Here is an 11422-nt window from a genome sequence, read left to right as displayed (position 1 = left end):
GATGGCCTGCCGGACGCTTCCGCGCAGGAGGATGCTGGTCAGATGACAGACGAGGACGAAACAAGCGGGACTCCAGGGCGCTTCCGAACGCTGCGGCCGAATCCTCTTCGGGACGTTCTCCCGTGGGTGGCCGTTGTGGTCGGAGTGGTGTTGGTTGTTCGAGGGTTCTTTGGCCTCACCGACCACCATGGGCCCGAACAGCTTTTCGTGGGCGCCGGCCTGTCAGTCATCGGCTTGGTCGTGTTCTTCATCAACCGGTGGCAGGCGAGGAGAGGACTCTGACGTCGTCTCGTATGCCGATCGTCTACCGATCGCGTCGACGCCACCGGTCGGCTCTGATCGCGTAGTCGACCGCCCCGTGATCAGATCCCTCGATCGCCACGTCGTCCTCGAGCCTCCGCGTCCCGATGTGCTGCATCCCGATCCGGCGCATCACGCTCCGCGAACCGACGTTCACGGTCATCGTCTCTGCGAAGATCTGTCCGAGGCCGCGGACGGCGAAACCGTACTCGAGCAGCGCAGCGGCTCCTCCGGATGCCAGACCCTGCCGCCAGAACCGCTTGTGCAGCCGGTACCCCAGTTCCGCCCCGCCGCGATGGTCGTCCTCGGCCTCGGTGAGGAGCCGCCATCCCACGAAGGTGCGCTCCGTGAACCCGGCCCAGAACCCCAAGCCCGAGCCTGCACGACTCATCCGACGAGCGTGCGAGGAAGCGACCTCCTCCGCTTTCCGGGGCAGCCCGTCCCCGACAAACCGCATAACGTCCGGATCGCTGTCGAGCGCGACCTCGTGCCTCACGTGCTGATCATCGAGCGGCTCGAGTCGCAAACGCTCGGTGGTCAACGAGGGCTGCAACACAGGAGAAGTAGAGCCATCAGAACGACGGCAACAGTGGCGACGAAGCCGGCTGTCAGGGCGACGATAGTGGCCGCAGCGTCGAGGCGGCGCTGCGAGTGAGACGAAGGTCGCGACGACGGACGCGCAAGCGAGGTCCACTCGATTGCGGGTGGCGGCTCCATAGCGAGCAAGTCTAGGCAGCGAGTCGTGGCGGCTGCGCTGTTGCACATGTTTCCGCGGCCGTATGAGCATCCCGGATGACGATCGGCATACGGGACGCGCTCGAGCACGTTTCGGCGCACTATGAACGCGTGCGCGTGTTGACAATTCAGACGGTAGCGATGGGTGTCTCTGCGGAACAGGAGGCGCACTGGCCGCGGCTCGCATCCGCTGCTCTGCTGGCAGCAGAGGAGGGCCGCGAGCCCGTTCCCGCGGTGTGGTTCAGGACAGATCAGGGAGCGCGTGGGCTGATTCCGGTTTCTGAGCTCACTCCCGTGACCTTCACTGATGACGAAGAACCGGCCCGGTTCCTCGGGACAGTGACCGCGCTCGGCCCCGACGCCGCTCCGTCGACCTGAGCGCTGTCCGGTGGCGGATCTACCCCGAGCGGAAACGTCGGGCTGCTCCTACTCGAGCTGTCCTCACGGCGTCCGGGCTCATCGGGTAGGCGAGGGCGCGACGAGGCCGGTAGTGCTTCAAACAGTCCGGCGCGCAGCCGTATCGGCGGCCGATCGGCTACCAGGGCGTCCGGTCATCGGTTAGCCATCTGACGCGTCGCCAAAAGGTAGAACACTTGGGGGCCGACCAGTGACCGCATACGCTGCCCGCCGCTTCTACCTGCGACGGCGTGAGTTGAGGAAGACAAGTGCGAAGGCGATCAGGGCTGCAGCGCCGATGACGACGAGTGGCAGCGGACCCCATATCTGGGTAGCGGAACTGAACACGATTCCTTCTACTCCTCGCAGCCAACGTCTCTATAGCCTGTCGGCTACCGGACGAAGCGGTTCATTCGGTCTTGCTTGCCGATTCTGAGACGATCCGGTTCTTCCGACGCACGACGTGTCGGACGACGAACTCCGTTACGACGAGCAGTGCTGCAAGTGGCAGCATCGGGATCGACCACAACCCGATCAGATCGCCGTAAGGATCACCTCCGCCGAGCATCAACAGCGGCAGGAGCAGCACCGAGCCGACGGCGGTGGTCAGCACCAACAGGAGCCACGCCCGCAGCGAAACGGCGCCCCGCACCCGTCGAACAACGAGCGCGCCCGACACGATCACCACCATCAAGGCAACCGGCGGTGCAGCAAAAAGAGCGCCGAGCAGGCCACCCCAGGCGAAGACGACGCAGACGTACACCGAGGCGACGACCGCCGCCCACCCCAACGTCAGATCGAGCGCCACGGGCGCTCCGCGAGCCTTCACAGTCCAGAGCCCAAAGCGAAGCACGGCCGCATCGCGCGACCCACCCCGGTAGCCGAACCGCTATCGGTCGCCGCATCGAGAGTGGGAAGCGCCCGGCAGGGGCAGTCAACGGGATGTCCCGGCCTGTGCGAGATCGTGACATCGTGCGCTGCCGTTTCGGTGCCCAACGTGTTGTCGGAGCCGGGGAGGGTCAACCAGACGTGGTGTAGGTGCTGAGCGTCGCATTGCTCCACCACGGCGGGGTATCTGGAGCGCTTGGCCAACCCAGAAGGAACGCCTGCACATGTACGTTGACGAACGCTGCGAGTGCAACCGTCGCGATTGCGAGGGCCAGGATGCTGGTTTGCATGATCGCGCGATGCCGAGTCGTGTCATCGTGGCCTGTGCGCGCGACCAGCGCCGACAGGACGACGAACAGCACGGCTATGACGGCGAAAGCTAAGAGTGGTGCGTGGGTCTCAAGGGAACGGGTCGTGTTAGCGCTGAGCTTCTGTTCGAGGTCGCCCTGAGCGGCGACCGTGACGAGCAGGGCCGTCGCGACGGTGTAAGCCACGATTGTGGCCATGGTGCGGAAGCGACTGCTGACGGGCCGGGTGGCACTCACGGACTGCGCGGCGGGCATGAGGCAGTGTGACCGATCGCCGGTGATGAGACAAGAGGCGGGCACTGTTGCGCAAGCCGGTCTGCAGCGATGAAGACACCGGCTCGTACACGTTCACGAAGCTCGTCATGGGTAAGAGAGCGTTGCATCGCGTCCCGGTGGACGACCGGGTCGTGAGACATTCGCCATAGGCCTGCCGCGGTAGCAAACTTGTCGTGTCCGGCATGCTTGTCGGATGGCGTTTTCGTGGTGGACGTGGTGGGGGCTTATGGCCATCATGTTTGTGGGGTGTGGGCTGATCGGGCGTGCTGGCGTGCTGGTGTGATTGCGGTTCGCAGAGATGGGATCGGCCGTGCCAGAGCCGAGCGCGGAACCAGTGCTCCTTGGTTCTGGTCAGGAGTCGGAGTGTTCGTAGTCACAGGTTTACTGTTGATCTTGTGGGGTCATCGCACTCGACGGCTGACCTTCGAACACCAACCTCGGCGTCAGGCCTGACCTGCCCCGGTGAGGGATCGGCTACCGAGCCATCCATCGCGCCGATTCGAAGTAAAGAGCATGCCCAGCGGTGACTAGCCATTGGTCGAGAGGCGTCAACGTATGCTCAGCTCATGACCGTCCGGCGCGTTCTCGACTTCGTCGGCGTCACGGAGCCCAAGAGCGAGCGGAAGCATGACGGCACCGGTCCGGACGGACGCTGGGCAGTACCAATCCGCCGCGTCTTCCCATGGTGGTATGTCGCTGGCGCAGTCGTGTCAGTTGGTGTTCTGATCCTGCTCAACCCCGACGGTAACCAAGCGATGGTCGCTTTCTGGGGCCCGACGATCGGTATCGCCATCCGCGATCGCGAAAAGGCGGCACGCGCGCGGTTGGATCAGGGCCTCCCGGCCGATCGCGCATCACTGCTCTCACCACGATGGCTCGAACCGGTCTGTGCGGCACTACTATCCGTGTTCGCGGTCGGTGGCGGCCTGCTGCTTGACGCACTGTTTGGCAACAGAACGTTCGTCACGGTCTGGGTTGGCACGGCCTTGTTAGCAGGCAGCGTCCTCGGATTCCTCCTGCTGCTCGTCGTCCTCCGCACGCGACGCCAGCGGGGGCGGACCGCCGCTCCATGACGAACCCCCAAACGTTGTCCCGGCTACCGATCGTCGACTGAGACTGCTTCGCGCGGACGACGGCGCCGGCCGTGCCAGGCTGGCCGGGTGATTCTGCTGACCGAAGCCGTGCGTGGTGCGTGGCTCGTCGAGCGAGCCGGCCGATGGGCGACCGTCGGCGGTGTCGCTGGTACCGGTTTCGAGGCGTACGTGCGGCTGCTGCACCCGCTCCAGGCGCACCGTACCGACCCGAACACAACCGATGAGTGGGGCGTTGCCCTCACCGTTGAGTCCACGCGATGGCAGTGGGCTGAGGTCGCGCGCCGCAACGGCCGGGTGATGCATCCCCTGGTGCAGTGGTTCCGCATCAGCGACACCGAGCAGACGGTCGATTGGCCGGACGGATGGAGCGTCGGTCAGTCCGACGACGGCTGGTTCGACCCCGAGGACCTCGCGGTCCTCACCGCGCATCTGCGGGTCGCGACACGGACGCCGGACCACCTGGTCGTCGGAGCGTGGGAAGGCACCGGCAACCCGCCCTGGCCCGAGGGTGGTCGGAACGAGAACGCGCGCGCTCGCATGCAGATGCCCTGGCCCGGTCGTGACATGTGGCTGTTCAGCTCAAGCCTGAGCGCGCTCGCGGACCCGACGTGGGCGCAACGCAGGGTCCCGGGGTGGGAATGCAGCCGCCCCGGGCAGGAAGGGCCCTACACGTCCCTGGTCTGGCCCGAGGACCACTCTTGGGTCGTCGCGTCGGAGGAGGACTGGGACTCGACGATCGTCGCTGGCTCGCGCACGTTTGTTGACGACGTCCTCGCGGACGACCGCTTCGAGGCCTTCGAGGTACACGAGGGGGACGACCTGAGCTGGGACGGCGATCTCCTGAACGCCCGCCAAGCGACGCGACCGGGGCCCTGAGTCGACCAGACTCCCCTGCGCGTCGAGTTCCGTCAGGCCACACCGTCACCCATCGCTGCGGCGGCACTGCCGTGCGTCAGCGCTGCGGCAGGCGCCGGCCGTCGGCGTCGAGGTGGTCTCGCCACGACCTCTTGGCCGTCCAGCCGAGCAGGCGTCGTGCCTTGGCGGTGGAGATGCCCGAGGCGTCGACGCGGTCGAGCTCGCGGAGCTCGACCTGGTCGCCGTGGTGCTCGCGCAGCGTGGCCGCGAAGTCGTGGCCACCGGCGTTGTCGGCGGCCGCGATGTAGAAGACCTCGTGCCCCGGCAGGTCTGACTCCGCCGCGAGCAGGAGCGCGTCGGCGAGATCGTCGGCGTCGATGTAGCTGCCGAAGTTCGCGCTGGTGCTCGACGCTTCGCGCACCTGCGGCCCGAGGTTCTCCTCGTAGTTGCTCTCGTCGTGCACCGTGCTCGGACGGATCGAGATCGCGCGGATGTCAGAGCGTCGCACAGCCGCGTCCATCAGCTGCTCGCCGAACGCCTTCGAGAGCGCGTACGGGTCCTGTGGGTGCAGGGGGTGTTCCTCATCGACCGGTACGTAGTCGGGCAGGAACGGCCGCTCGGGGAAGAAGTTGCCGACGATGCTCTCGCTGGACACGTTGACGAAGCGGGGCACGCGGAACCGGACTGCCGCCTCCAGGACGTTGAAGGTCGACATCAGGTTGGTCTGGAAGACCACGTGCGCTGGGTGACCGGTCGGCTGTGGGATGGCCGCGACGTGGACGACGGCGTCGACACCGGCGACGACCGCGAAGGCGCTGCCCGCATCGGTGAGGTCGGCCAACTGGTAGCGACCCGGTACGACCGATCCCGCATCGAACACGGGCGGCACGAGGTCGACCCCGAGCACGTCGTGACCCGCCTCGACGAACCGCTTCACCGTGGCTCGGCCGACCTTGCCGCGGGATCCGGTGATGACGACCTTCACGGTGCTCCTTCTCGGCCACGCGGCGTCAACGCCAGCCGGAGCGCCGGAGTCGTCCGCGATGGTGATGTGCCTGAGGCTACGCCGAGCCAGCGGAGTCAGTCGGGCGACGTCCTCCCGGCCGGCTCTGCGCGGCCTGCTGCTCCTCGACAGGGCGTAGTGTCAGGCCGACATCGACCCCGGACCTCGGTCGTTCCGACCTCACCACCGCCGAACTCACCACGCGGCCTGCTGAGCTGACCGAACGGGGCCCACGCCATGCAGTACCTCATCCACAACGCACGGTCGTTCTTGACGGGCAGCGCTGCAGCCGGTGCGGTGATGCGCTACCGGACGTCCCTGCAGCTCGTGCTCGGCACCGACAGCGTGGACCTGCCGGCGATCGACCTCGACGGCACGGCGACTCGGGTCCGGCTGCGCATCAGTCCGCGGACGCGGATGCGATCGGTCTGGGCTGAGGACGACGAACTCGAGTCGGACGACCGTGTCTTCGTCGACGCACTCCGTGACCGCGCGGCACTGCTCTGATCGTGCTGCGCACACCCACTGCGTTCGACCCCCTGTTCGTCACCAGGATCAGTGGTGCCCGTGCACGACGGCGTGCCCGAGTCCCCGGCTGATCATCCAGCGGTTGACCGGCGTCGTGACGAGGAACGCGAGCACGAGTGAGAACGCCAGTGAGCCCCAGAACAGCCAGTCGCTCAGCTGCGCGTCGAGAGCGCCCGGGACGGCCGCGATCACCGAGTTGTCGATGAGCTCCATCACGGCGATCGACACGGTGTCCGCCGCCAGGGCCACCTTGAAGGCCGCACCGACGGTCAGCCCCGACCGGATGACCCCCCGCATCGTGAGGGCATAGCCGAAGACGAAGGCCAGGACGATCGACAGGACGACCGTGCCGGCGTTGTGCAGGCCCGCGGCGGTCCCGATCACCATGCCGAGGACTTCACCGATCGCGCAGCCCGTCAGACAGTGCAGTGTCGCCTGCGCCGCCATCGCCCACGTCGTCGAACCGTGTCCGCTGGTGCCGTGGTCGGCCATGTCGTGGTGCTCGTGTGCGTTCATCGCGGTCCTCCGGTTCCGTTGCCGTCTCGATGATACCCCCGGGGGGTACCAAGTGCGCAACGCGCGAGCGGACGAGACATTCCCCAGACCCCTGGGCAACGACCGATCAGGCCCAGTGCGACGGCCGCTCGAACCCCGTCGGCAGGACTGTCGCGGCATCACCCTGCGCGCTGTTCACCTGCATCTGGGTCAGGTAGACCGCACCCGTCAGGTCCGCGCCGGACAGGTCGGCGTCGCGCAGGTCCACCCCGAGCAGGTCGCAGCGGTGCAGCCGTGCATCGCGGAGGTCGGCGGCGATGGCGGTGCTCCCCCGGAGTGTCAGCCCGCTGAGGTCCCGTCCGCGGAGCTGTGCGCCCATCAGGTCGGCGCCGGGCTCGAGGCTCCGCTGGGACCGCGGCTGCCGGGTGGTGACGACGTCGCGCCGGGCGATGTCGCTCGCGCGGACGAGCAGCGGACGGGCGGCGTCGTACTCGGCGTCGACGTCGAGCTCGGCCAGTGCCGACGGCGTCCCGTCGCTCAGCACCCGGACGTGCTCGAACGTCGCCACCCACGGAGCGGGGTCGACGGCACCCGTGACGAGGTCGATCGCCTCGTCGAGGTACCACAGCAGTTCGTGCAGCCGACGGACGATCGGGAACGTCCCGAACATCGCCGCGCGGGTGTCGTCGTCGTCGCGCCACGAGCGTCCGGCGAACGTCTGCCGCGACACCTTCTGCCCCGCACCGAAGCAGTCGAAGACCGTGCAGCCCTTGAAGCCGCGGTCGCGCAGGTGCGGGTGGATGCGGCACCCGTCGACGCCGTCGAGGTTCGTGCAGGGCTCCCCCGCGTCCTTGTCGAACGGGAAGTCGGCGGACTTGGTGAAGGCGAGGGCGACGCAGCACAGGCCGAAGCAGTTCGCGCAGTCGGCGCCGAGGTCCTCACGACGGCCGAGCTCGATCCGCGTCCGCCCGCCTCCGGTCACCCGAACACCGCGACGGTCATGCCCGACCCGGTGGCTGGCAGGTCCATCGCGACCAGCGCATCGGGCAGGTCGTCGAACCCGATCGTCCGACCGATCGTGGCGTCCGGTCGCAGCCGACCGGCCACGACGTCGTCGAGCATGGCGGCGTACTCCCCCACGGCGATGCCGTGACTGCCGCGCAGCTCGAGCTCCTCGCCGATCACCCGCCCCATCGGGATCGCTGGCGCCGCCTCGTCGCCGAGGAGCAGGCCGACCTGTACATGGCGTCCGCGCGGCCGGAGCGACTCGACCGCGGCGACCGAGGTCGCACGGCTTCCAAAGGCGTCCACGGACACGTGCGCTCCCCCGTCCGTGCGCCGTCGGACCTCGTCGACGGCGTCGAGTCCGGACGTGACGGTCTCCGCGCCGAGTGCTGCTGCCCGCTCGAGCGCGGCGGGCGAGACGTCCACGGCGACCACGTGCGCCCCGGCGGCGACCGCGACGATGACCGTCGACAACCCGACACCGCCGCACCCGAACACGGCGACGTGCTCCCCCGCCCGGAGCCGGCCCCGGGCGTGCAGGGCGTGGTACGCCGTGCCGAAGCGGCAGCCGAGCGCCGCGGCCTCGGCGAACCCGATGCCGTCGGGCAGCGTCACGAGGTTGACGTCGGCCTGCGGCACGACGAGCTCCTCGGCGAACGACCCGGGCAGCGTGAAGCCGGGCTGCTGCTGGCGCGTGCACACCTGGGTCGCTCCGGCGAGGCACTCGTCACACGCCCCGCACGCGAAGACGAAGGGAGCGGTGACGCGGTCCCCGACCCGGTGGTCCACCACGTCGGACCCGGTCTCGACGACGACGCCGGCGAACTCGTGCCCCGGGACGTGCGGCAGCGTCACGGAGTCGTCGTGACCACGCCAGGCGTGCCAGTCGCTCCGGCAGACACCGGTCGCGGCGACACGCACCACCACGCCGTGTGGCGGGCACACCGGCCGCTCGACGTCGACGATCTGCGGGGTGTCCCCGAAGTCCCGGTACATGACTGCGCGCATCCCGTCATCCTGCCAGCAGGCGGACTTCCCTGAGACGACCGCCCGGTCAGACGACCGACCCGTCAGACGACCGACCGGTCAGACGACCTCTCGTAGGATCGCCGGATGTCCTCCACCGCGATCCGTCGCAGCGCCCGGATGTCCCTCGTCGCGATCGTCGTCGCCCTGACCGGTCTCGTCGGCCTGGCCTCGGCCGCACCGGCCCAGGCGCACTCGGCTCTGGTGTCGAGTGACCCGACCGACGGGCAGACGATCACGACGCCGATCGACCACGTCGCCCTGACGTTCTCCGAGGCGCCGCTCACCGGTCTCGACGCCGGGCTCCGCATCGAGGTCCGCGACGCCGCCGGCACCGACCGGGCTTCGGGCGACGTCACCGTCGACGGCACGACGATGTCCCGCACCGTCGACCTGGCAGACGGCACGTACACGGTCCTCTGGCGCTACGTCTCCCCCGACGGCCACCCGGTCACCGGCGAACTCGGCTTCACGGTCGCGCTCCCCGCCCCGACGCAGGGACCGTCCGCCTCGGCGACGCCGACCGCGCCCGCCGACGAGCCCACCGAGACCAGCGCGACGGTCGAGCTGACCCGCTCCGCCACCCCGGCAGCGGGCGACGCCGGTTCCGGCGCCGGTGGAGCCGCACTCTGGCTCGGCGCTGGCGCCGTCCTCGTCGCCGGCCTGGTCGCGGTCCTGGCGGTGGCGCGCCGCCGCCGCGCGCCCGCCGAAGGCTGACCCACCCGGTCGACCCGACGACGACCGACGCACCACCACGACGGACGGGAGGCCCGGTGCCAGCTGGCACCGGGCCTCCCATCCGTCATGTGGTGGCGTCAGGGACGCCGGTACCAGGACGGAACCGACCGTCCGCGTCAGTACTCGATGCGACCGCGCCGGTCGTGGAACTCGCCCGTCGGGCCGTCGGCACCGAGCGTGGCGAGCATGACCGTGGCGTCCGTGCCCTCGGTGATCGTCTGGTGCCCGCCGAAGCCGTTGAACTCCGTCGCCGTGTAGCCGGGGTCGCTCGCGTTCACCCGGAACGTCGGCAGGTTCTTGGCGTACTGCACGGTGAGGGCGATCACCGCGGCCTTCGACGCGGCGTACGGGATCGACGGCACGGGGTACTCGTCGTGCCCGGGCGTCGAGAGCCAGCGGGTGAAGCCGACCCCGGAGGCGACGTTCACGACGACTGGGTTCGACGACGCCTGCAGCAGCGGGAGTGCGGCCTGGGTGACACGGACGATGCCGACGACGTTCGTGTCGAGCACGCCGGTCATGACGGCTGCGTCGAGGTCGTCGACGCCGAACGAGGCGCCGAGCACCCCGGCGTTGTTCACGAGCACGTCGAGCTCGGGGATCGACGCGATCGCGCTGTCGACACTTGACTGGTCGGTGACGTCGAGCTGGACGACGTGGGCTCCGAGGGCGCGGGCGTCGTCGCCGGTGGACGGGTCGCGCATGCCTGCGTACACGGTGTGGCCGGCCTCGGTCAGGCGGCGGACGGTCTCGAGTCCGAGGCTGCGGTTGGCCCCGGTGATGAGTGTGGTGGTCATGTGCCCAGCCTGTCCCCTCGGCCACAGGACTCCCAGGTGCCGTTCGACGGTGGGACTCCGAGTACCACCCCGGGCGGCCCGGGACAGGCGAGGATGAGGGCATGAGCGAGTTCGCGAACGTGCTGCGGTCGTGGCGGGACCGGGTCCGACCGGAGGAGGTCGGGCTGCCCGCCGGTGCCGGACGCCGGACGCCCGGGCTCCGACGCGAGGAACTCGCCGCGCTCGCGGGGGTGAGCGTCGACTACGTCGTCCGGCTCGAGCAGGGTCGGTCGGTCAACCCGTCGCCGCAGCTGCTCGGCGCCCTCGCGACCGCGCTGCGCCTGACCACCGAGGAGCGGGACCACCTGTTCCGGGTCGCGGACGCCGCACCACCGTCGCGGAACGTCGTCCCGCGACACATCACCCCTGGCGTGCAGCGGATCGTCGATCGGCTCGGGGACGTCCCGCTCGCGGTGTTCACGGCGACGCACGACATCCTGCTGTGGAACGACCTCTGGGCGGCGATGAACGGCGACCCGGAGCGCCTGGTCGGGCTCGAGCGCAACCTCGTCTGGCGGCACTTCATGGTCGGGCAGCACAACGTGGACTACGACGACGAGCACGCCGAGGAGTTCTCCAGCGACCTCGTGGCCGACCTCCGCACCGCGTACGGGCGGTACCCGGGCGACCGCGCGCTCGCCGACCTGGTCGCACGGCTCCGCGCCGAGTCCCCCGAGTTCGCCCGCCGCTGGGACACGGCCCGGGTCGCGGAGCACCGGGCGAGCCGGAAGACGGTCCACACCGCGGCCGGGCCGATCGAGGTCGACTGCGACGTGATGACCGTCCCGGGCGGGGACCTGCGGATCGTCGTCTACACGGTGGTGCCCGGCTCCGAGGCGGCGACGACGCTCGACCTGCTGCGGGTCACCGGGCTGCAGGACTTCGCGCCGCGCTGACCGCGCACACCGCTCACACCGCGAGCAGGCCGAGCAGGCCGAG

At 69.2% G+C, this 11422-nt stretch carries 15 protein-coding genes; 7 read left to right on the top strand and 8 right to left on the bottom strand.

What is annotated here, in order from left to right; genetic code table 11:
- Positions 1–282, top strand: a 282-nt coding sequence (locus tag OXR63_RS11315; protein ID WP_267423227.1) for a hypothetical protein, incomplete at its 5' end; no start/stop codon positions are given.
- A gap of 22 nt (positions 283–304) precedes the next feature.
- Here the strand turns inward: OXR63_RS11315 and OXR63_RS11310 are convergent.
- The gene (locus tag OXR63_RS11310; protein WP_267423226.1) at positions 305–1087 is read right to left on the bottom strand and encodes a GNAT family N-acetyltransferase; all 783 of its coding nucleotides are present in this window, start codon (positions 1085–1087) and stop codon (positions 305–307) included.
- A gap of 5 nt (positions 1088–1092) precedes the next feature.
- Between OXR63_RS11310 and OXR63_RS11305 the strand changes: the two genes are divergently transcribed.
- Complete coding sequence (locus tag OXR63_RS11305) at positions 1093–1413, top strand: hypothetical protein (protein ID WP_267423225.1); 321 nt, start codon at positions 1093–1095, stop codon at positions 1411–1413.
- A 427-nt stretch (positions 1414–1840) separates the two neighbouring features.
- On the opposite strand, the gene OXR63_RS11300 is transcribed toward OXR63_RS11305, so the two are convergent.
- Together OXR63_RS11300 and OXR63_RS11295 are read right to left on the bottom strand one after the other, a co-directional pair.
- Positions 1841–2239, bottom strand: coding sequence for a hypothetical protein (locus OXR63_RS11300; RefSeq protein ID WP_267423224.1), 399 nt, complete (start codon positions 2237–2239; stop codon positions 1841–1843).
- A gap of 211 nt (positions 2240–2450) precedes the next feature.
- Positions 2451–2813 (bottom strand): hypothetical protein, encoded by a 363-nt coding sequence (locus tag OXR63_RS11295; protein ID WP_267423223.1) that lies wholly within the window; start codon positions 2811–2813, stop codon positions 2451–2453.
- Between the two features lie 656 nt (positions 2814–3469).
- Here OXR63_RS11295 and OXR63_RS11290 point away from each other — a divergent pair.
- Together OXR63_RS11290 and OXR63_RS11285 are read left to right on the top strand one after the other, a co-directional pair.
- Entirely contained in the window at positions 3470–3976 is a 507-nt protein-coding gene (locus tag OXR63_RS11290) for a hypothetical protein (protein WP_267423222.1), read from the top strand.
- A gap of 87 nt (positions 3977–4063) precedes the next feature.
- Complete coding sequence (locus OXR63_RS11285) at positions 4064–4873, top strand: hypothetical protein (RefSeq protein ID WP_267423221.1); 810 nt, start codon at positions 4064–4066, stop codon at positions 4871–4873.
- A 76-nt stretch (positions 4874–4949) separates the two neighbouring features.
- Here the strand turns inward: OXR63_RS11285 and OXR63_RS11280 are convergent, their stop codons facing one another.
- Positions 4950–5837 carry an NAD-dependent epimerase/dehydratase family protein gene (locus OXR63_RS11280; RefSeq protein ID WP_267423220.1) on the bottom strand — a complete coding sequence of 296 codons (888 nt, stop codon included), beginning with the start codon at positions 5835–5837 and terminating at the stop codon, positions 4950–4952.
- 255 nt (positions 5838–6092) lie between these two features.
- On the opposite strand from OXR63_RS11280, the gene OXR63_RS11275 reads away from it, so the two are divergent.
- On the top strand, positions 6093–6362 hold the full coding sequence (locus tag OXR63_RS11275) for a hypothetical protein (RefSeq protein ID WP_267423219.1): 270 nt from the start codon (positions 6093–6095) through the stop codon (positions 6360–6362).
- 48 nt (positions 6363–6410) lie between these two features.
- Here the strand turns inward: OXR63_RS11275 and OXR63_RS11270 are convergent, their stop codons facing one another.
- From OXR63_RS11270 to OXR63_RS11260, 3 genes are all read right to left on the bottom strand, one after another.
- Entirely contained in the window at positions 6411–6899 is a 489-nt protein-coding gene (locus OXR63_RS11270) for a DUF4396 domain-containing protein (RefSeq protein WP_267423218.1), read from the bottom strand.
- A 106-nt stretch (positions 6900–7005) separates the two neighbouring features.
- Positions 7006–7860 (bottom strand): pentapeptide repeat-containing protein, encoded by an 855-nt coding sequence (locus OXR63_RS11265; RefSeq protein ID WP_267423217.1) that lies wholly within the window; start codon positions 7858–7860, stop codon positions 7006–7008.
- Positions 7857–8891, bottom strand: a complete 1035-nt coding sequence (locus OXR63_RS11260) for an alcohol dehydrogenase catalytic domain-containing protein (RefSeq protein ID WP_267423216.1) — start codon at positions 8889–8891, stop codon at positions 7857–7859. The genes OXR63_RS11265 and OXR63_RS11260 overlap by 4 nt, the downstream gene beginning before the upstream one ends.
- A gap of 105 nt (positions 8892–8996) precedes the next feature.
- Here OXR63_RS11260 and OXR63_RS11255 point away from each other — a divergent pair, with 105 nt between their 5' ends.
- Positions 8997–9626 carry a copper resistance CopC family protein gene (locus OXR63_RS11255; protein WP_267423215.1) on the top strand — a complete coding sequence of 210 codons (630 nt, stop codon included), beginning with the start codon at positions 8997–8999 and terminating at the stop codon, positions 9624–9626.
- A gap of 137 nt (positions 9627–9763) precedes the next feature.
- Here the strand turns inward: OXR63_RS11255 and OXR63_RS11250 are convergent, their stop codons facing one another.
- Positions 9764–10444, bottom strand: a complete 681-nt coding sequence (locus tag OXR63_RS11250) for an SDR family NAD(P)-dependent oxidoreductase (protein ID WP_267423214.1) — start codon at positions 10442–10444, stop codon at positions 9764–9766.
- Between the two features lie 101 nt (positions 10445–10545).
- On the opposite strand from OXR63_RS11250, the gene OXR63_RS11245 reads away from it, so the two are divergent.
- A complete protein-coding gene (locus OXR63_RS11245; RefSeq protein ID WP_267423213.1) occupies positions 10546–11379 on the top strand; it encodes a helix-turn-helix domain-containing protein in 834 nt (277 codons plus the stop codon).
- The last annotated feature ends 43 nt before the right edge of the window (positions 11380–11422 follow it).

Source organism: Curtobacterium sp. GC_Cur_3 (assembly GCF_026544205.1).
Taxonomy (GTDB): domain Bacteria; phylum Actinomycetota; class Actinomycetes; order Actinomycetales; family Microbacteriaceae; genus Curtobacterium.
The sequence above is the reverse complement of the archived record's forward strand: the minus strand, read 5'-3'. Positions and strand labels throughout refer to the sequence as shown.